Below are 17,247 nucleotides of genomic sequence, written 5' to 3' on the forward strand. Positions count from 1 at the left end.
GGTCTCTCCTAATGCTGGCGCGATTTAGCTTCAACCTTACAAGGAATCAGATCCGGATGAGCCCAGGTTTCGACCCCGGCCGGGTGCCCGGCCGCCGGCCCGGCTACTGCCCTTCCAGCGGGGCATACATGACGTCCACATCCCAGCGTGAAAAGCCCAGACGCCGGTACAGTGCGACGGCGGGAATGTTGTCGGCGTCGACGTAGAGCATCACGGCGTGCAGGCCCTGCTGCTGCAGGTGCTTGATGCCGGCCACGGTCAGGGCCTTGCCCAGGCCGGTGCCCTGCGCCTCGGGGGCGACGCCGACCACGTAGACCTCGCCGATTGCCGGGTGCTCGCCGTGACGGGGGTGCACCTTGGTCCAGTGGAAGCCGAGGATCCGGCCGTCGGCGTCGACCGCGAGCAGGAAACCGGCCGGGTCGAACCACGGCTCGGCCATACGGGCGTCCAGGTCCGCGCGGCTCATGTTTCCCTGTTCCGGGTGGTGGGCGAAGGCGGCCCGGTTGACCGCCAGCCAGGCCTCCTCATCCCGGCCGGGCACGAAACTGCGCAGCGACACGCCGTCGGGCAGGGCGACGTCGGGCAGTTCCGAGGCCGCGGTGGCGAGCCGCATCTTCCACAGCTCGCGCACCGGGGCGTAGCCGTAGCGGGCGGCCAGGTCAGCGGCGGCCTCATGGTTGCCGTGTGACCACGCCTTCAGGCCCGCGAAGCCGCGCACCTTCCGGAGTTCCCCGACCAGCCGGTCTGCGACGCCCTGGTTGCGGTAGCTCGGATGGACGGCCACCTCCAGCACCCCGGTGCCGTCCGCCTCCTCGACGACGACGGCGAAGCCCGCCAAGTCGTTGCCCCGGCCCGGGTGTGGTGATCCGGCGTGGCCGGGGGCAGCGGCATCCACGCCGGAGTCCTCGCGGGAATAGTCGGGGGAGTAGAGGGCCAAGGCCAGCACGGAATGCGGGCCCGCGCCCGCGGCGCGGAGCGTCACGAGGGTCTGCTCGGACAGCGGCGGGTTGCCGTCGGACTCCTCGGCGGCCGCCACGAGCGTCTTGACGTCCCGCAGCAGCTGTTCGTCCACAGCTCCCTGCAGGGTGAGTACGGGCCAGTTTTCCGGATGCGCAGGACTCATGATGCAAGGCTATACGTCCGCTGCCCGCCGGCGGGTGGGGGCCGCGTCGATTTGATGCATCCGTTCGGGGCACGTATAGTCGTTATCTCATCCGGCTCAACGGTTCGAAACGTTGAATGGATGCGAGGGGGATCCACCACTGGGGTGGCCTCGATACGTTCGACCCGTATGTCCTCCACTGCAGCGCCAAGCGGCGTAAGGAAGCCCCGGACTGTTGAGTCCGGGGCTTTTCTTTGTCCGAAACGGGCCAGCCCGGTGGGCGGAGCCGCTCAGGCCTCGGTGAGTTCCTCATCCGGCTGCCGGACCAGCGTCAGGCGGTATCCGACATTGCGGACGGTGCTGATCAGGTTCTCGTGGTCGGCGCCGAGCTTTGCCCGCAGCCTCCGGACGTGGACGTCCACGGTGCGGGTGCCGCCGTAGTAGTCGTAGCCCCAGACCTCGGTCAGGAGCTGCTGCCGGGTGAAGACGCGGCCGGGGTGCTGGGCGAGGTACTTGAGCAGTTCAAATTCCTTGAACGTCAGGTTGAGCGCCGCCCCGTTGACCCGGGCCGTGTAGCTGGCTTCATCGATGACGACGCCGGCCGCCCGGATCTCCGTGGGGGTGTCGTCCTGGTCCGGCAGGGCACGCGCGACGCCGAGGCGGATGCGGGCTTCGACTTCCGCGGGCCCGGCCGACTCCAGCAGGATGTCGTCCACGGCCCAGGCCGAGGAGACCGCTGCCATGCCGCCTTCGGTCAGGATCAGCATGAGGGGTGCGCTCAGCCCGGTCGCCTTGAGCAACTGGGTGAGGGAGCGGGCGCCGACCAGGTCCTTGCGGGCGTCGAGGAGCACGATGTCGCACGGGTCGGTCTCGAGCAGGGCCGTGGGCTCGGCGGGAAGAATGTGGACGCGGTGATTAAGCAGTTCCAGCGCAGGCAGGACATCCACCGATGACCCGGTGCTGTTCGTCAGTAGCAGGATGTGCGACATGGTTCCTCCAAGGGGTGTCCGCGCATCATTGGGCGTCTGAGCCGGGCTCTCACCGGCCGGTACTGAGCTTCCGGACGGTGACCTGCCTGCGGCTGCCGGAGGAAGCGTAGCTGAGCTTTGAGTATACCCAAACGGCCCCCGACAGGCACTGTTCCGCCGCTCCAGCTTGGCCCTTTTGCGACACAAAACGTTCATATAGGGCAGGATTGATCCGTCAGGGCCTCCAGCCCGGCGAGTCGAGCAGGCCCAACGGGTCCGCAGTGAGCGAAGGTACCGGTTGATCGTGGCTAAGTTGATCGTGGGGGACCGCGTTCCGGGTGCCCTGCTGGGGAGGGCTTTGAGACAGACGTTGGAGGGGGAACTGTGAAGTCCTGGAGTGTCGGCGTCATCGGCCTGGCCGGACTCGCCGCGATCATTGCCGGGGCTTACTCCGCGCCTGAGGTCCTGCTGGCCGTCGCGGTGCTCACCGCGGCCTGCGTCGGCATTGGCTGGCCGCACTTCCTCGGCATCCCGGCCAAGAAGACCCTCGCCGCCCTGATCGGCCTCCCCGGAATCGGCTCCGCTGTGGCCGCCACCTACCTGCCCGCGCCGGGGTTCCTGAACTGGACGCCAGCATTCGTGGCGGCCGGGGTGATGGCCATCTTCGTCATGCAGCTGATCCGCGGCACGGGCCAGGCCCAGCGGCTGGAGTCCACCCTGGGGTCCAGCGCCGGCGTGCTGCTGTCCTGCCTCGGCGCCGGCTGGATCGCCTGCTCGCGTTTCAACGGGGTCAGGGAAATGCTGCTCGTTGCCGCCATCAGCGCGGCGATCGCCCTGATGGCGGGCCTGATCCGCTGGCCGGACCGGATCGTCGCTCCGCTCGGCATCGTCGGGGCAGGGCTTGCCGGCCCGCTGGCCGGCCTCGTGCTCTCCGACATCGCCGTGCTGCCGGCCGCCCTCGTCGGGATCGTGGTCGGGGCCGTCCTGGTCAGCTTCCGCCGGCTGGTGATCATCCGGGGCGCTACATTGAACCTGCCGGCCGTGCTGAGCATGGGCCTGGCGCCCGTCTCCGCGGTCGGTTCGCTGGCTTACTTCATAGACAAACTACTCCTCCACTAACGCGTTAGGATGGCATCATGTCCGTACTTGCATTTGAGATCTTCTTCCTTGTCCTGCTTGCCGTCGCCGGCCTTTCCATGGCCTGGTTTGCCGGCTTCGTGGTGTACCGGCTCTTCAAGGGCCAGAAGTAAAAAGCCGCTAAGCGTCCAGAACCCGTAGTTTCCAGAGGTAGCTGCTGTGCCGATTGAAATTCCTACAGATCTGACCCCCGAACTTGTTCCGCTGTCCTGGCTCATTGGTGAGTGGGAGGGCCGCGGCCGGCTCGGCGCCGGGGAAGAGGACTCGGAGCACTTCCTCCAGCACGTCTCCTTCACCCACAACGGCCTGCCGTACCTGCAGTACCGGGCCGAATCGTGGCTGACGGACGACGAGGGAACCAAACTCCGGCCGCTGACCGTGGAGACCGGTTTCTGGGCCCTTGAGCGCAAGCAGCGCGAGGAGGACGGCGGCCCCGGGCTCATTCCGGCCGACATCGTCCCGGTGCTCAAGAGCGCCGACGAGGTCGAGGAACTGCGCAACAGCGAGGGCGGTTTCGACATTTCCGTTTCCATCTCGCATCCGGGCGGGATCTCCGAGCTCTACTACGGCCAGATCAAGGGACCGCAGATCCAGCTCAGCACCGACATGGTGATGCGCGGCAGCCACTCCAAGGAGTACACCGCGGCAACACGGATTTTCGGCCTGGTCGACGGCAAGCTGCTCTGGCGCTGGGACGTCGCCGCCGGCAAGGGCTCGACGCCGGGCGGCGGCCTGGAAGCGCACGCCTCCGCCATCCTCAGCAAGGTCGGCTGAACCGCACGTCCGGCCGAAGCCGGGGTCTCACTGGATTTCCGTTGTCCGCAGCGAACGCAGGGAGCACCACAGTGAACGACACAGCAAGTGGCACCGCAAATGAAACCGGCACTGACGCGGCGAGACCCGGCACGTACGGCGACCTCAAGGCAGTCTTCTTCAACGGCACCCTGAAGAAATCCCCGGAGACGTCCAACACGCAGGGCCTGATCGAGATCAGCCGCAGGATCATGGAGAAGCAGGGCGTCGCCACCAGCGTCATCCGGACGGTGGACCACGACATTGCCAGCGGCGTCTACCCGGACATGCGCGAGCACGGCTGGGCGAGCGACGAGTGGCCCGCGCTGTACCCGGCGGTGCAGGAAGCGGACATTGTGGTGGTGGCGGGCCCGATCTGGCTGGGGGACAACTCGTCCCAGACCAAAAAACTGATCGAGCGTCTCTACGCGCACTCCGGCGAGCTGAATTCCAAGGGCCAGTGGGCGTTCTATCCGAAGGTGGGCGGCTGCCTCATCACCGGCAACGAGGACGGCATCAAGCACTGCGCCATGAACGTGCTCTACAGCCTCCAGCACATCGGCTTCACCATCCCGCCGCAGGCTGATGCGGGCTGGATCGGTGCTGTGGGACCGGGGCCGAGCTACCTTGACGAAGGCTCCGGCGGCCCGGAAAGTGACTTCACCAACCGCAACACCACCTTCATGACGTGGAACCTGTTGCACCTGGCCCGGATGCTCAAGGATGCCGGCGGCATCCCCGCGTACGGCAACCTGCCCGAAGGCTGGAAAGCCGGCACCCGATTCGACTTCGAAAATCCGGAATACCGCTGAGCGCTGAGGACTTCTACTTCATATGACTACCAAGAGCCCCCTGCTGTCGCGCCCGGGCGCCGTCGACGCGGCCGGTGCCGACGCCGGCGTCGCCGCCCATTACGGCGAACCGCTGCGCGAGCAGCGCGCCCTGGCTGCCGGCACCGCCGTCGTCGATCTGTCCCAGCGCGGCGTGGTCACGGTGAGCGGGCCGGACCGGTTGAGCTGGCTCAACACCCTGTCCTCGCAGCAGCTCACGGCCCTGGCCCCCGGCCAGTCCACCGAACTGCTGCTGCTCAGCGTGCAGGGCCGGATCGAGTTCGACGCGCGGGTGCTGGACGACGGCGAGACCACCTGGCTGATCGTGGAGGCGGCCGAGGCCGCGCCGCTGGCCGAATGGCTGACCAGGATGAAGTTCATGCTCCGGGTCGAGGTCGCCGACGTCTCGGCGGACTGGGCTGTGCTGGGCGCCACCCGGCCGGTTCCGGAGTGGTCCGGTCTCCGTGTTTGGGAAGATCCCTGGCCGCACGTCGGCGCCGGCGGGTACTCCTACGCCGTGGTGGGCGAGGACACCCACCCTGGCCTGGAACGGCCGTGGTTCGAATACCTCGTGCCGGCTGCAGAGCTTGAGGCCACCGTGGCGGAACGCCCGCTGGCCGGTGTCCTGGCGGCCGAGGCGCTGCGCATCGCCGCGTGGCGCCCCCGCTGGGGGTCGGAGACCGACGACAAGACCATCCCGCACGAACTGGACCTGCTGCGCACGGCAGTGCACTTGGCGAAAGGCTGCTACAAGGGACAGGAAACAGTCGCCAGGGTGCACAACCTGGGTCATCCCCCGCGGCGGCTGGTGTTCCTCCAGTTGGACGGGTCCCAGCACACGCTGCCCGCCGTCGGCAGCGAAGTCCGGGCCGGCGAGCGGAAGGTCGGCACGCTGACTTCCGTGGCGCAGCACTACGAAATGGGTCCGGTGGCCCTGGCCGTCATCAAGCGCTCCGTCGCCCCGGACGAGGTGCTCACCGTGATGGACGGCGACGAAGCGTACACCGCCGCCCAGGAACTCATTGTGGCGCCCGACGCCGGTCAGGTCGTGGGACGCCAGACCGGCTTCCTCCGGGGGACCCGGTGAGCGGCGGGCCGGAAGCGGCCGCTTCCGAGCCGGCCGCCCCCGACGAGGAGACCCTCGCCCTCGCCCACGCGCTGTTCGACGCCGCCCGCGACGGCAACTCCGCCCTGCTCGGCAGCTACCTCGCCGCCGGGGCGCCCGCCACGCTGACCACCGCGGCCGGCGATACCCTGCTGATGCTTGCCGCCTACCATGGCCACGCGGACTCCGTCCGGCTGATCCTGGCGCACGGCGGCGCCGCCAACACAGCCAACGACCGCGGCCAGACACCGCTGGCCGGGGCCGTGTTCAAGGGCTACCCGGATGTGGTCCAGGTCCTCGTGGACGCGGGCGCCGACCCCGACGCCGGAAGTCCCTCCGCCCGGGCAGCCGCCCAAATGTTTGCCCGGAACGATATTCTGGCGCTCCTCGCCTGAACCGGCCACCCACGCACCCTAAGGAACCGAATGGAAAACGTAGCGAGGCCGTGGGCCGCCCTCTGGTCTTTGGTGATCGGATTCTTCATGATCCTGATCGACACCACCATCGTCTCGGTGGCCAACCCCCGGATCATGGAGGGCTTGAACGCTGACATCAATTCGGTGATCTGGGTAACCAGTGCCTACCTGCTGGCCTATGCCGTCCCGCTGCTGATCACGGGCAGGCTGGGCGACCGCTTTGGTCCGAAGAAGCTGTACCTGTCCGGACTGGTGGTCTTCACCCTTGCCTCGCTGTGGTGCGGGCTCTCCGGCGACGTGCACACCCTGATCGAGGCCCGGGTGCTGCAGGGCCTCGGGGCCGCGATGATGACACCGCAGACCATGGCCGTCATCACGCGGATCTTCCCGCCGGACCGCCGCGGCGCCGCCATGGGCATCTGGGGTGCCACGGCCGGGGTTGCCACCCTGGTGGGGCCGATCCTGGGCGGGGTCCTGGTGGACGGCCTGGGCTGGGAGTGGATCTTCTTCATCAACATTCCGGTCGGCATCACCGGCTTTATCCTGGCCCTGCGCTTCGTTCCGGCCCTGAGTACGCACCCGCACAAGTTCGACATCCCCGGCGTGCTGCTCAGCGCCGTCGGACTGTTCCTGCTGGTGTTCGGGATCCAAGAAGGCGAAACCTACAACTGGGGCACCATCACCGGCCCCATCACCGTCTGGGGCCTGATCATAGGCGGCGTCGTTGTCCTCGTCGCCTTCGTGGCCTGGCAGCGGTTCAACAAGGGCGAACCGCTGCTGCCCCTCGGCCTGTTCAAGGACCGCAACTTCTCGCTGGCCAACGTGGGCATCACCACGGTTGGCTTCACCGTGACCGCCTTCAGCCTGCCGCTGATTTTCTACTACCAGGTGGTCCGGGGCCTCACCCCGACGCAGTCCGCGCTCATGATGGTTCCGATGGCCGTGATCTCCGGCGGCCTGGCACCGGTCGTGGGCAAGATCATCGACCGGGTCAACCCGAAGTTCATCACGGCCGGCGGCCTGGTCCTGATGTCAGTGGCGCTGTTCTGGAACGCCTCGCTGATGCACCCGGACACCCCCATCTGGCTCTTCCTGCTGCCCAGCGCCGTGCTGGGATTCGCGAACGCCGGCATCTGGGCGCCGCTGAGCTCCACCGCCACCCGGAACCTGCCGCCGCGCCAGGCCGGGGCCGGCTCCGGCGTCTACAACACCACCCGCCAGATCGGTGCGGTCCTGGGCAGCGCTGCCATCGCCGTGCTGATCCAGGCCCGGCTTGCCGCGGAACTCCCGGCAGCCCCGGGTGCGTCCGGGGAGTCAAACCCGATGGCGTTCGGCGGCAGGCTGCCCGAGGCGCTGCACGAGGGATTCTCGACGGCGATGGGCCAGTCCATCCTGTTGCCCGCGGCGGTGATCCTGCTCGGCGCTGCCGTGGCGCTGTTCTTCGCCAAGCCGCAGCCGCACGAGGGTTGGGGAACCCCCGGCACGGTTCCGGCGGCAGCAACCGGCGGGGCCACCGTCACGGAGGCCACCGTCACGGAGGACGCCGACGCCCAGCGGGGCTAGGGCAACGCGGCCGGGCGCAACCGGACCCGGCCCGACTAGCCCAGCAGCACGCTGGTCTGGATGCCGCCGGCGGTGAAGCCCAGGCTCCGGGCCAGGGCCAGCGAGCCCTTGTTGCTGACATCGGAGCGCCACTGCAGCGTCAACCCCGAGGCCAGCGCCTCATGGGCCGCAATCGAGGCGGCCAGGGTGCCGACGCCGCGGCGCCGCCACTCGGGGGCCACCAGCACGCCAAGCTGTGCCAAGATGCCTTCCCATTCGGTGTAGGCGCCGCAGGCCACGGGCGTCCGCCGGCCGTCTTCGACGTGCATGATAGTGAAGCGGTGTTCGAGGTCCGCGAGGCCGACCTCGTTGACGTCGTCCGGCGGGCACAGTGCTTCGAGTTCGATCGCTTCCGGGTTCCCTTGCGAGACGGTCAGCTCCTCGGCCGGCTGCTGCAGCGGCAGGTCGTCGGCGAAGAAGAGTGCGGCGGCGCCCAGGCCGTGGCCGCCGTGCCCGCGCGTGATGGTCAGCAGCGTGACGTGCTGCGCCAGCTCCTCCTCGGAGTACCCGGCCGCGGCGTCGATGGCCCATCCCGGCCCGACCAGGGCGGAGCTGCCGAACAGGCGGACGAACTGCAGGGAACGGGCCGCGTCGTCCACCCGGGTGAGGCGGCGACCCGCGGCGGTGGCAAAAGCGCCGTCGTCGAGCCCCAGCCGGCGGGCCCACGCGAGCTGGATGATTTCAGCGGAACCGGGCGCAAGAGTCATGCCTCAACCCTACCCAGCGGCAACGCCCAGCCGGGAAAGCCCAGCCCGGGGACGCCTCAGCCGAAGAGAACGGCCGCTTCCTCGTAGCGGTGCTGCGGCACGCTCTTGAGGTTGCCCAAGGCGGCGTCGAAGCCGACATGGACGATGTCGGTGCCGTTCAGCGACACCATGGTTCCCCAGCGCTGCTCCACCACCGAATCGATCGCCGCCATGCCGAGGCGGGTCGCCAGCACCCGGTCGAAAGCCGTGGGGACACCGCCGCGCTGGATGTGCCCCAGCACCGTGGCCCGGGTCTCGATGCCGGTGCGGGCCTCCAGTTCGGGGGCCAGCAGTTCGGCGATGCCGCCGAGGCGCGGCCGGCCGAAGGTGTCCAGTCCGCGCTCGGAGTGCGGGGACTCCTGACCCTCGGGGACGAAGCCCTCCGCGACGACGACCAGCGGCGCGCGGCCACGGTCGCGGGCCGAGATGACCCATTCGGTGATCTGTTCCATGGAGGCCTTCTGCTCCGGGATCAGGATGGCGTGGGCGCCGGAGGCCATGCCGGCGTGCAGGGCGATCCAGCCGACGTGGCGGCCCATGACCTCGGCGATCATGGTCCGGTGGTGGGATTCCCCGGTGGTGCGCAGGCGGTCGATGGCCTCGGTGGCGATCTCGACGGCGGTGTCGAATCCGAAGGTGTAGTCGGTGGCGTCGAGGTCGTTGTCGACGGTCTTGGGCACGCCGACAATCTTCAGCCCGGCGTCGGTCAGGCGCTTCGCGGCGGCGAGGGTGCCTTCGCCGCCGATGGCGATGATGGCGTCGATGCCGAGGCGGTCCATGTTCGCCTTGATGACCTCGGGGCCGCCGTTGTTCTCGAACGGGTTGGTCCGGGAGGTGCCGAGGATGGTCCCGCCCTGCTTGGCGATGCCGCGGACCAGCGCGCGCGGGATGTCGATGATGTCGCCTTCGACCACGCCGCGCCAGCCGTCCAGGAACCCCACGAATTCGTGGCCGTGGACGGCGATGCCTTTCAGGACGGCACCGCGGATCACGGCGTTCAGTCCGGGGCAGTCTCCGCCGCTGGTGAGGATTCCAATTTTCATGTCTCGGCTCAAATCCTGGTTCGAAGGGGTACAGGCAGAGCGCCACGCTGAGCTCACCTAGAAGTGTAATCGCGGATGTGGGGCAGCACACAAACGGTGACCCACGCGCAGTGCCCCCGCCGGAGTCGGCGGGGGCACTGCGCGTTCGTGGTGGGGCAGGCGGCTGCCGCCGCGGCTCAGGGCCGGCTCAGGGCCGACCGGCGCGCCTCTCCAGGAAGGACTCGAGGATGATCGCGTTCCGCTGGTCCGGCAGGATCAGCCAGGCTGCCAGGTAGAACACGAAGGCGGGGCCGGGGATGAGGGCGAAAAGCAGGTATCCGATCCGGACGTACGCGACGTCGACGTTCAGCTTGGCGGCGATCCCGCCGCACACGCCGCCCAGCCAGCGCTGCGGGCCGCGTTTCAGGCCTAGGCCCCGGACGATGCTGAAGAACTTATCCATGGTTCAAGACTTCCCTGTCGTAGTGTCTTTGTCACGTCTGCGGGCGGACAGTAATCCGCCGACCACCAGCGCGGCGCCGGCCCCGATCATCAGGCCGATCAGCACATAGGTTCCGTTCAGGGCGACGAGGCCCAGCCGGGAGATGATGATCAGCGCGGCCAGCGCCAGCACGATCAGCCCCCAAACCACGGTTCCCACGCGGGCCCGCGGACCGCCGTCGGTCGAGGGCCCCGCCGGCGTGTCCGCCGGGTCGTAGCTGCTCATGTCAGTTCCCTTCCTTCACGGTGACGTTGCTCAGGGTCCCCGAGATCTTGACGATCAGGCGGCTGCCGGGCTTGTCCGTGTTGTAGTCGTTCTGCTGGGTGGTCATGCCGCCGTGGTTGCCGCGGCTGTCGCTGAGGTTTCCCATCGTCATGTCCGCTTGGACCTGGACCGGGACGCTGGTGGGGATGGCCACCGTGACATTGCTCGCCGTGGCATCCAGCCGGACCACGACGTCGGAACCCAGCGGCGGGTTCAGGTTGAGCTTGGTCAGGTCCACCGTGCCGGTCCCGCCCGTGATGTCGAAGCCGTCCCGGGCCTGCTCGATGCTCGCCGGGGCCCAGTCGATGTTCTGGAAGCGGGCCCGGTCGGCGTTGGGCACCAGGTTGAAGATCCCGCCGATGATCAGTGCCACGACGGCGAAGAACCCCAGGATGCCCGCCGTCCGGCCCCGGAGCCCGGAGACCAGGATCCCCAGACCCAGCACCGCCGCGGCGCTGGCCCATACGACGGCGTTGCCCGCGGTGCCGAGGTTGATCGCGTGGGCGGCGTCGAGGGCCTTGATGCCGCCGCCGACCAGGAGCGCGATGCCGGCGGTTACCGCCACGGCAGAAGCGCCGGGGCCCAGGTTGCGGGGCTTGGGGGCCGGCACCGGCGCGGCCGGCGGCACGGGTCCGTAACCGCCGCCGTAGGGCGGGGTGAGGCCGGCGGCGGGCGGTACCGCCCAGCCGGGGGCAGCTCCGGAATGGTCCTCCCAATTCCGCGCCGGGAGTCCTTCCAGCGGGAGGGTCTGGTTGGTGCCGGTGGGGTTCGGTCCGGTGCCGCCGTAGGTGCTCTCGTAGGTGCTCTCGTAGGTGCCGTCGAGGGCGCTGTCGCCGGGTGTGGCGGGGTTGCCCGGGCCGGTGCCGGTGCCGGTGCCGGACATGGTGCCGTAGGTGCCGGCGCCCGCCGCGCTCCAGCCGGCACCTCCCGTCCCCGGCCTTGGGGACGCGGGGGGTCCGCCGGCCCGGGCCTTGTTGCGCTGCGTCAGGTAGTAGATGACGTAGATGGCGCCGCCCACCCAGAACACGGTCCAGACAAAGGCGCCGAAGCCGTAGCGGTCCCAGCCCCAGACGCCGCTGCCCAGGCTGGGGAACCCGATGATGGTGGTGATCAGGGCGCCGGTCATGCCCGAGCTCCAGCGGCCGGCGGCCGCCTCCTGGACGTGGATCCGGCCGTCCGGCTCCGGCAGCAGCGCCCAGGCCAGGCCGTAGAACAGGACGCCGACGCCGGCGAACACGGTCAGAACGATCAGGATGCCGCGCACGATCAAGGGGTCGACGCCGAGCCGCTGGGCAATGCCGCTGGCGACGCCGCCGACCCAGCGCTGACGGCCGCGGTAGATCCCGTGGCTGCGGATCCAGTCAAAGAAGTTCTGCGGCGGCACGCCCGGGGCCGGCGGGGCGCCGGTGTACGGGGGAGGGGTGGCCCCGGGGCCGGACGGGTACGGGCCGCCCGGCGGGTAAAGCGGCGGAGCCTCCTGCGCTGGTTCGCCGGCCGCCGCAGTGGTGTCGGCGGGGCCGCCGGAAGTGGCGTCCGGAGTGCTATCCGGACGGCCCGAAGCGTTCGGGTCCTCATCTGGGTGCGGAGTGTGCGGGTTCATACCTCGATCCTCCCGCCCAGGGGGCCCGGCGCTCTACTGGGGAAGACCCTGAACGGCCCCTGAGCGGTCCCCGGTTCCGACCGAAAACGGCTCCGGGAAACCCCGGTCCGTGTTTGGATTGACCCATGACGACAGCCGTTTCCCGCCCGCCGCTGGTCCGCAGCAGCGACCGCGTGATCGCCGGCGTCTGCGCGGGCCTGGCCCATCATCTGGGCTGGCCGGTGCGGATGGTCCGGATCGGCATGGTGGTGGCGGCGCTCGCGGGCGGCGCCGGGGTCGCGTTCTATGCCTGGCTTTGGATCATGGTGCCCACCGCGGACGAGAACTCTAAGCGCAACGCCCGTCAGCCGGCGTCGCCGATCGCTCCCGCGGTGAGCGCGCCCGCGGTAGGCGGTCCCGCGGTAGGCGGGGGGAGCGGCGTCGGCGTGGATGCCGGCGCCGGCGTCCCGGCAGGGGCCTGGCGGACGCGGTTCCCGGGCATGCCGTACGGCAAGGAAATCCTGCTCGGCGCCGGGCTGCTGCTGGCGGCCGGCATCCTGATCGCCCGGCTCTTTGGCCTGGACGTGCCGCTAGGCACACTTATCCCGGTTGCCGCGATCCTGGGCGGCGCGGCCATCGCCTGGATGCAGCTGGATGAAACGCGGCGGGCCGGCCTCGTGGACAAGACCAAGGCCGACCAAGCCGGGGGCTGGGCAAGGCTCGCGGCCGGGCTCGCCCTGGTGGTGGCCGGGGTGCTGCTGATGGTGTCCGGCTCGGGCTCCTGGGAGCAGACCTGGCTCGCGCTGCTGGCCTCCGTGGCCGTCCTGGGCGGCGTGGCGCTGGTGCTGCTGCCCTGGGGCCTGAAGTTCTGGCGTGATCTGGAGGCCGAGCGCGCCGGCCGGGTGCGTGCCACCGAACGGGCCGAGATCGCCGCCCACCTGCACGACTCCGTGCTCCAAACGCTGGCGCTGATCCAGCGTCGCGCCGCCAACGAGCACGACGTCGTCCGCCTCGCCCGCGCCCAGGAACGGGAGCTGCGGGGCTGGCTCTACCGCGACCCCGGGCCGGACTCGGGCCAGCTCTCCGCCGGGCTCAAGGCTGCCGCCGCGGACGTCGAGGACTCCCTGGGGCACGCCGTGGAAGTCGTGACCGTGGGGGACTGCGCCATGACAGAACGCCGCGAGGCCCTCGTCCAGGCAGCCCGCGAGGCCATGCTCAACGCGGCCCGCCACGGCGGCGGCGCCGTCTCGGTGTACCTGGAAGTCACCGATGACGCCGCCGAGGTCTTCGTCAAGGACCGGGGGCCGGGGTTCGATCCGGGCGCGATCCCCGCCGACCGCCTGGGCGTCCGGGAATCCATCATCGGCCGGATGCGGCGCCACGGAGGCACCGCCGCCATCGCCAGCGGCCCCGACGGTACCGAGGTGCGGCTCAGGCTGCCGCTCGCTGCCACCACCAACAACACAGCCGCCGGCAACGGCACCAGAACCAACGGAGAGGACCAACCATGAGCACCCAGCCCTTGGCCAGCAGCGGGGCCGGGACCCCTCCCGTGGCCACGCGCGTGGTGATCGTCGATGACCACGCCATCTTCCGCTCCGGGTTGAAGGCCGACCTGGATCCCGGCATCCTCGTGGTCGGCGAGGCGGGCACCGTAGAAGAAGCCGTCGCCGTCATCGCCGAGGCGCGTCCCGACGTCGTGCTGCTGGACGTCCATCTTCCTGGCGGACTGGGCGGCGGCGGACGCGAGGTCCTGGCCGGCTCCGCGGCGCTGCTGGGCAGCACCAGGTTCCTTGCGCTGAGCGTTTCGGATGCCGCCGAGGACGTCGTCTCCGTAATCCGCGCCGGAGCGCGGGGCTACGTCACCAAGAGCATTTCAGGGGCGGGGATCAGCGACGCGGTGCGCCGCGTGGCGGGCGGCGACGCCGTCTTCTCACCCCGGCTGGCGGGCTTTGTCCTCGACGCCTTCGGCACCGCCCCGGCGGACATCGCCGACGATGAACTGGACCGGCTGTCGGCCCGCGAACTTGAGGTGATGCGGCTGATCGCGCGGGGCTACAGCTACAAGGAAGTGGCCAAGGAGCTGTTCATCTCGATCAAGACAGTAGAAACCCACGTCTCGGCGGTACTGCGCAAGCTCCAGCTCTCCAGCCGGCACGAGCTGACCCGCTGGGCCGCGGAGCGCCGCCTCCTCTAACCCTAAGATGCTCCGTCACATAGGGTCCCCAAGCCGGCGGCTTGGGGACCCTATGTGAGAGAGCATCAGAGGTTCGGGCCGCTACTTGGCCTTGCCGAGGAAGTCCTGGAGGCGGCCGACGCCGGTGGCGAGGTCCTCGTCGCCCAGTGCGTAGGACAAGCGCAGGTAACCGGAGGGGCCAAAGGCCTCGCCGGGCACGACAGCGACTTCCACCTCGTCGAGGATCAGCGCGGCGAGTTCGGCCGACGTCGAAGGCCGGACCGGGCCGTTCGCGGTGGGGAACTCCTTGCCCAGCAGCCCCCGGACGTCGGCGTAGACGTAGAAGGCGCCCTTGGGCGTGGGGCAGTCCACGCCCTCGATCGCGTTGAGCCCGGCCACGATGGCCTTCCGGCGGCGGTCAAAGGCCACCTTCATCTCATCGACCGCCGTGAGCGGGCCGGAAACTGCCGCGAGGGCAGCGATCTGCATGATGTTGGAAACGTTGGAGGTGGCATGCGACTGCAGGTTGGTGGCGGCCTTGATGACGTCGGCCGGGCCGATCATCCAGCCCACCCGCCAGCCGGTCATGGCGTAGGTCTTGGCGACGCCGTTGAGGATGACCACCTTGTCGCCGAGCTCGGGGACGGCCGTGGCGATCGAGGTGAAAGGCACGCCGTCGTACGTCAGGTGCTCGTAGATCTCGTCGGTGACCACCCAGAGGCCCTTGGCGGCCGCCCACTGGCCGATTTCGCGGACCTGCTCCGGGGAGTAGACAGCGCCGGTGGGGTTGGACGGGGAGACGAAGAGCAGGATCTTGGTGCGGTCCGTGACGGCCGCTTCCAGCTGCTCCACCGTGACCAGATAGCCCTGTTCCGGGCCGGCGAAGACCTCCACCGGAACGCCGCCGGCCAGCCGGATCGCCTCCGGGTAAGTGGTCCAGAACGGCGCAGGGACGATCACTTCGTCGCCCGGATCCAGCAGCGTGGCGAAGGTGTTGTAGACAGCCTGCTTGCCGCCGTTGGTGACGAGCACCTGGGATGCCTCGGCCTTGTAGCCGGAGTCCCGGAAGGTCTTGTCCGCGATGGCCTGCTTCAGCTCGGGCAGCCCGCCGGCGGGGGAGTACCGGTGGTACTTCGGCTGGCCCGCGGCCTCGATGGCTGCCTGGACGATGTAGCCGGGAGTCGGGAAATCGGGTTCGCCGGCGCCGAAGCCGATCACCGGCCGGCCGGCCGCCTTCAACGCCTTCGCCTTGGCATCGACAGCCAGTGTGGCGGATTCGGCTATGGCGGAAATGCGCTGGGAAATGCGGGCGGCAGGCATTGCGGGTCCGTTCTTCGCGTTCAGCTCGTGGCTGGATGAGGGGATTCGACGAAATCTACTCTATGCTGTTCAGCGGATCCTCCGGGGTGCCGGGTATGAATGTGACCCAGAGCGGGAAAGCGGCTTTCGGGTCCGCCGTTTCCGCAGGCAGCCAGGGGTCCGGACGGAGCCGGTTCGACGTGGACGCAGTTGTTGCGTAGACTGGTTCTCCGGTGTTGAAAACACGATGATGGCGTGCGCCTCAGGGAAGCCTGCGGAAATGCGCGGTCTGACCGGTTTTCGATCCATAGGGTAGTGGCGCAATTGGTAGCGCAGCGGTCTCCAAAACCGCAGGTTGCAGGTTCGAGTCCTGTCTGCCCTGCGCAAGCTGTTCCGGGGTTTATCGGAACCAGCGCAGCAACCATGGTTCAGTCCAGAGCCGGGTATCCGACATCGCGAGGATGAGTGAGGATCAGGTGACCGAAACAGCTGCCAGCAGCTCCAAAGGCCGCCCCGCCAAGAATGCCCCTAAGGCAGGATTCTTCGCTCGGATTGCACTCTTCGTCCGCCAGGTCATCGGTGAACTGAAGAAAGTCGTTGCACCCACCCGCAAGGAACTGATCAACTACACGCTCGTGGTGCTGGTGTTCGTGGTCATCATGATGGTGATCGTCACCCTGCTGGACCTGGCCTTCGGGACCGGAGTGAGCTGGGTATTCGGCGGAACAGGCGCCACGGACCGCTAAGGCGACCGGTCCGCAGACTGCGTGGACCTCCGGGAAACCGGAGCTTCCGCGGGGTGTGCGGAATTGAGTCATTTAAATAGGCATGTTAGGCAATGAGGAAGCAGGAGACCAAGTGTCTGAGCAGGAGCTCGAGGTAACTGAGACTGAGCTGGATAAGAGCCAGGACGCCGCGGCGGAAGCCACGGAAGAGTCCGAGGCTGTGTCTGCTGCGCCCGAATCCGACGCCGCCGATGAGACTGCTGACGAGGCCGTAGCTGCCGAGGAAACCGGAACCGGCGAGGAAGGCGACGCCCTCGCGGCTGCCGCCGCCGCGGCCGAGGTCGACCCCGCCGACGAATTCAAGGCCAAGCTGCGCCGCCAGGAGGGTGACTGGTACGTCATCCACTCGTATGCCGGCTACGAAAACCGCGTCAAGGCAAACCTTGAGACCCGCATCCAGACCCTGGACATGGAAGATTACATCTTCGAAATCCAGGTCCCGATGGAGGAAGTCGTTGAGATTAAGAACGCTCAGCGCAAGGTCATCAACCGCGTCCGCATCCCCGGCTACGTACTGGTCCGCATGGACCTGACCGACGCCTCGTGGGGCGCCGTCCGCCACACCCCCGGCGTCACCGGCTTCGTGGGCAACGCCCACAACCCCGTGCCGCTGCGCCTCGACGAGGTCTTCTCCATGCTCGCCCCGGTCTTCGAAGAAGAGCAGGCCGAGAAGGGCAAGCCGGTCAAGCACGCAGCCGCCGCGGTCGACGTCGACTTCGAGGTCGGCGAATCCGTTATCGTCAAGGAAGGTCCCTTCGAGACCCTCCCCGCCACGATCTCCGAGATCAAGGTGGATTCGCAGACCCTCGTGGTGCTGGTCTCCATCTTCGAGCGCGAGACCCCGGTCACGCTGGCGTTCAACCAGGTCAGCAAGATCTAGCAACACCGACAGAATTCGCCCCGGGCTGCCCGCTTAGCAGCC

18 protein-coding genes and 1 tRNA gene are annotated in these 17,247 nt (G+C 68.7%); 11 read left to right on the top strand and 8 right to left on the bottom strand.

Annotated features, from left to right (window positions below):
- Positions 1-103 precede the first annotated feature (103 nt).
- Positions 104-1,123: a mycothiol synthase gene (gene mshD, locus AC1DB8_RS02580; protein ID WP_476892107.1), complete on the bottom strand. Its 1,020-nt coding sequence runs from the start codon at positions 1,121-1,123 to the stop codon at positions 104-106.
- A 269-nt stretch (positions 1,124-1,392) separates the two neighbouring features.
- Positions 1,393-2,091 (bottom strand): winged helix-turn-helix transcriptional regulator, encoded by a 699-nt coding sequence (locus AC1DB8_RS02585; protein ID WP_175321149.1) that lies wholly within the window; start codon positions 2,089-2,091, stop codon positions 1,393-1,395.
- Positions 2,092-2,454: 363 nt separating this feature from the next.
- Between AC1DB8_RS02585 and AC1DB8_RS02590 the strand changes: the two genes are divergently transcribed.
- The 6 genes from AC1DB8_RS02590 to AC1DB8_RS02615 all read left to right on the top strand — a co-directional run bounded on the left by AC1DB8_RS02590 (position 2,455) and on the right by AC1DB8_RS02615 (position 7,913).
- On the top strand, positions 2,455-3,189 hold the full coding sequence (locus AC1DB8_RS02590) for a permease (protein ID WP_441417010.1): 735 nt from the start codon (positions 2,455-2,457) through the stop codon (positions 3,187-3,189).
- A 177-nt stretch (positions 3,190-3,366) separates the two neighbouring features.
- Positions 3,367-3,981: a nitrobindin family protein gene (locus AC1DB8_RS02595; RefSeq protein ID WP_441417011.1), complete on the top strand. Its 615-nt coding sequence runs from the start codon at positions 3,367-3,369 to the stop codon at positions 3,979-3,981.
- 71 nt (positions 3,982-4,052) lie between these two features.
- Positions 4,053-4,811, top strand: a complete 759-nt coding sequence (locus AC1DB8_RS02600) for a flavodoxin family protein (protein ID WP_476892108.1) — start codon at positions 4,053-4,055, stop codon at positions 4,809-4,811.
- Positions 4,812-4,833: 22 nt separating this feature from the next.
- Positions 4,834-5,916, top strand: a complete 1,083-nt coding sequence (ygfZ, locus tag AC1DB8_RS02605) for a CAF17-like 4Fe-4S cluster assembly/insertion protein YgfZ (protein ID WP_476892109.1) — start codon at positions 4,834-4,836, stop codon at positions 5,914-5,916.
- On the top strand, positions 5,913-6,329 hold the full coding sequence (locus tag AC1DB8_RS02610; protein ID WP_476892110.1) for an ankyrin repeat domain-containing protein: 417 nt from the start codon (positions 5,913-5,915) through the stop codon (positions 6,327-6,329). Before ygfZ ends, AC1DB8_RS02610 begins: the two co-directional genes overlap by 4 nt.
- 30 nt (positions 6,330-6,359) lie before the next feature.
- Positions 6,360-7,913, top strand: coding sequence for a DHA2 family efflux MFS transporter permease subunit (locus AC1DB8_RS02615; protein ID WP_476892111.1), 1,554 nt, complete (start codon positions 6,360-6,362; stop codon positions 7,911-7,913).
- 35 nt (positions 7,914-7,948) lie between these two features.
- On the opposite strand, the gene AC1DB8_RS02620 is transcribed toward AC1DB8_RS02615, so the two are convergent.
- The 5 genes from AC1DB8_RS02620 to AC1DB8_RS02640 form a co-directional block, all read right to left on the bottom strand.
- Entirely contained in the window at positions 7,949-8,659 is a 711-nt protein-coding gene (locus AC1DB8_RS02620; RefSeq protein WP_441417016.1) for a GNAT family N-acetyltransferase, read from the bottom strand.
- A 56-nt stretch (positions 8,660-8,715) separates the two neighbouring features.
- On the bottom strand, positions 8,716-9,741 hold the full coding sequence (locus tag AC1DB8_RS02625) for a 6-phosphofructokinase (RefSeq protein WP_175321157.1): 1,026 nt from the start codon (positions 9,739-9,741) through the stop codon (positions 8,716-8,718).
- 187 nt (positions 9,742-9,928) lie between these two features.
- Positions 9,929-10,183 carry a PspC domain-containing protein gene (locus tag AC1DB8_RS02630; protein WP_441417017.1) on the bottom strand — a complete coding sequence of 85 codons (255 nt, stop codon included), beginning with the start codon at positions 10,181-10,183 and terminating at the stop codon, positions 9,929-9,931.
- A gap of 3 nt (positions 10,184-10,186) precedes the next feature.
- Complete coding sequence (locus AC1DB8_RS02635; protein ID WP_441417018.1) at positions 10,187-10,447, bottom strand: hypothetical protein; 261 nt, start codon at positions 10,445-10,447, stop codon at positions 10,187-10,189.
- 1 nt (position 10,448) lies between these two features.
- Positions 10,449-12,086: a PspC domain-containing protein gene (locus AC1DB8_RS02640; RefSeq protein ID WP_441417019.1), complete on the bottom strand. Its 1,638-nt coding sequence runs from the start codon at positions 12,084-12,086 to the stop codon at positions 10,449-10,451.
- Between the two features lie 125 nt (positions 12,087-12,211).
- Between AC1DB8_RS02640 and AC1DB8_RS02645 the strand changes: the two genes are divergently transcribed.
- Both AC1DB8_RS02645 and AC1DB8_RS02650 read left to right on the top strand, forming a co-directional pair.
- The gene (locus tag AC1DB8_RS02645) at positions 12,212-13,576 is read left to right on the top strand and encodes an ATP-binding protein (protein WP_476892112.1); all 1,365 of its coding nucleotides are present in this window, start codon (positions 12,212-12,214) and stop codon (positions 13,574-13,576) included.
- Entirely contained in the window at positions 13,573-14,262 is a 690-nt protein-coding gene (locus tag AC1DB8_RS02650; protein WP_441417021.1) for a LuxR C-terminal-related transcriptional regulator, read from the top strand. Before AC1DB8_RS02645 ends, AC1DB8_RS02650 begins: the two co-directional genes overlap by 4 nt.
- An 81-nt stretch (positions 14,263-14,343) precedes the next feature.
- On the opposite strand, the gene AC1DB8_RS02655 is transcribed toward AC1DB8_RS02650, so the two are convergent.
- A complete protein-coding gene (locus AC1DB8_RS02655) occupies positions 14,344-15,561 on the bottom strand; it encodes a pyridoxal phosphate-dependent aminotransferase (RefSeq protein WP_476892113.1) in 1,218 nt (405 codons plus the stop codon).
- A gap of 288 nt (positions 15,562-15,849) precedes the next feature.
- Between AC1DB8_RS02655 and AC1DB8_RS02660 the strand changes: the two genes are divergently transcribed.
- The 3 genes from AC1DB8_RS02660 (at position 15,850) to nusG (ending at position 17,205) form a co-directional block, all read left to right on the top strand.
- Positions 15,850-15,922: transfer RNA gene (locus AC1DB8_RS02660), tRNA-Trp, on the top strand.
- 79 nt (positions 15,923-16,001) lie between these two features.
- Positions 16,002-16,286, top strand: coding sequence for a preprotein translocase subunit SecE (gene secE, locus AC1DB8_RS02665; protein WP_056738571.1), 285 nt, complete (start codon positions 16,002-16,004; stop codon positions 16,284-16,286).
- A gap of 112 nt (positions 16,287-16,398) precedes the next feature.
- On the top strand, positions 16,399-17,205 hold the full coding sequence (nusG, locus tag AC1DB8_RS02670; protein ID WP_441417023.1) for a transcription termination/antitermination protein NusG: 807 nt from the start codon (positions 16,399-16,401) through the stop codon (positions 17,203-17,205).
- The last annotated feature ends 42 nt before the right edge of the window (positions 17,206-17,247 follow it).

The organism is Arthrobacter sp. 10N410, from assembly GCF_056394945.1.

What these genes read in the sequence shown, in the direction of transcription:
- AC1DB8_RS02635 (WP_441417018.1), bottom strand. Translation starts at nt 10,447, where the DNA reads ATGAGCAGCTACGACCCGGCGGACACGCCGGCGGGGCCCTCGACCGAC.
- AC1DB8_RS02645 (WP_476892112.1), top strand. Translation starts at nt 12,212, where the DNA reads ATGACGACAGCCGTTTCCCGCCCGCCGCTGGTCCGCAGCAGCGACCGC.
- AC1DB8_RS02630 (WP_441417017.1), bottom strand. Translation starts at nt 10,183, where the DNA reads ATGGATAAGTTCTTCAGCATCGTCCGGGGCCTAGGCCTGAAACGCGGC.
- AC1DB8_RS02655 (WP_476892113.1), bottom strand. Translation starts at nt 15,561, where the DNA reads ATGCCTGCCGCCCGCATTTCCCAGCGCATTTCCGCCATAGCCGAATCC.
- AC1DB8_RS02625 (WP_175321157.1), bottom strand. Translation starts at nt 9,741, where the DNA reads ATGAAAATTGGAATCCTCACCAGCGGCGGAGACTGCCCCGGACTGAAC.
- AC1DB8_RS02585 (WP_175321149.1), bottom strand. Translation starts at nt 2,091, where the DNA reads ATGTCGCACATCCTGCTACTGACGAACAGCACCGGGTCATCGGTGGAT.
- AC1DB8_RS02650 (WP_441417021.1), top strand. Translation starts at nt 13,573, where the DNA reads ATGAGCACCCAGCCCTTGGCCAGCAGCGGGGCCGGGACCCCTCCCGTG.
- secE (WP_056738571.1), top strand. Translation starts at nt 16,002, where the DNA reads ATGAGTGAGGATCAGGTGACCGAAACAGCTGCCAGCAGCTCCAAAGGC.
- AC1DB8_RS02640 (WP_441417019.1), bottom strand. Translation starts at nt 12,086, where the DNA reads ATGAACCCGCACACTCCGCACCCAGATGAGGACCCGAACGCTTCGGGC.
- AC1DB8_RS02620 (WP_441417016.1), bottom strand. Translation starts at nt 8,659, where the DNA reads ATGACTCTTGCGCCCGGTTCCGCTGAAATCATCCAGCTCGCGTGGGCC.
- mshD (WP_476892107.1), bottom strand. Translation starts at nt 1,123, where the DNA reads ATGAGTCCTGCGCATCCGGAAAACTGGCCCGTACTCACCCTGCAGGGA.
- AC1DB8_RS02615 (WP_476892111.1), top strand. Translation starts at nt 6,360, where the DNA reads ATGGAAAACGTAGCGAGGCCGTGGGCCGCCCTCTGGTCTTTGGTGATC.
- ygfZ (WP_476892109.1), top strand. Translation starts at nt 4,834, where the DNA reads ATGACTACCAAGAGCCCCCTGCTGTCGCGCCCGGGCGCCGTCGACGCG.